The 236-nt window shown below is 74.6% G+C and carries 1 protein-coding gene; it reads left to right on the forward strand.

From position 1 onward, the window contains the following. On the forward strand, positions 1-183 hold a 183-nt coding region (locus tag AC0IY0_RS29045), incomplete at its 5' end, for a hypothetical protein (protein WP_471766512.1). Between the last annotated feature and the right edge of the window lie 53 nt (positions 184-236).

Genomic DNA, 236 nt, shown 5'->3' on the forward strand with positions numbered 1-236 from the left:
CCCGCCCCGGCCTCCGCCTGTCCCGAGGATCGCGGCTTCGAGCCGCCCCGCCTCCGGCGCGTCGTCCGCGAGCGGCCCGACCTGGCGGCCGTGCCGCCGCCCGTGATCGTCCGGGGCTACCTGCCCCGCAACCACCACGTCCCGATGTACACCGAGCCGCCCCGCCGCGGGCCGGCTTGGTGAATCAGTCTCAGCTCTCCAGGTCGCTGTCCCAGTACAGGTAGACGAGCCAGGTG

This window comes from Methylobacterium sp. AC315, assembly GCF_979253755.1.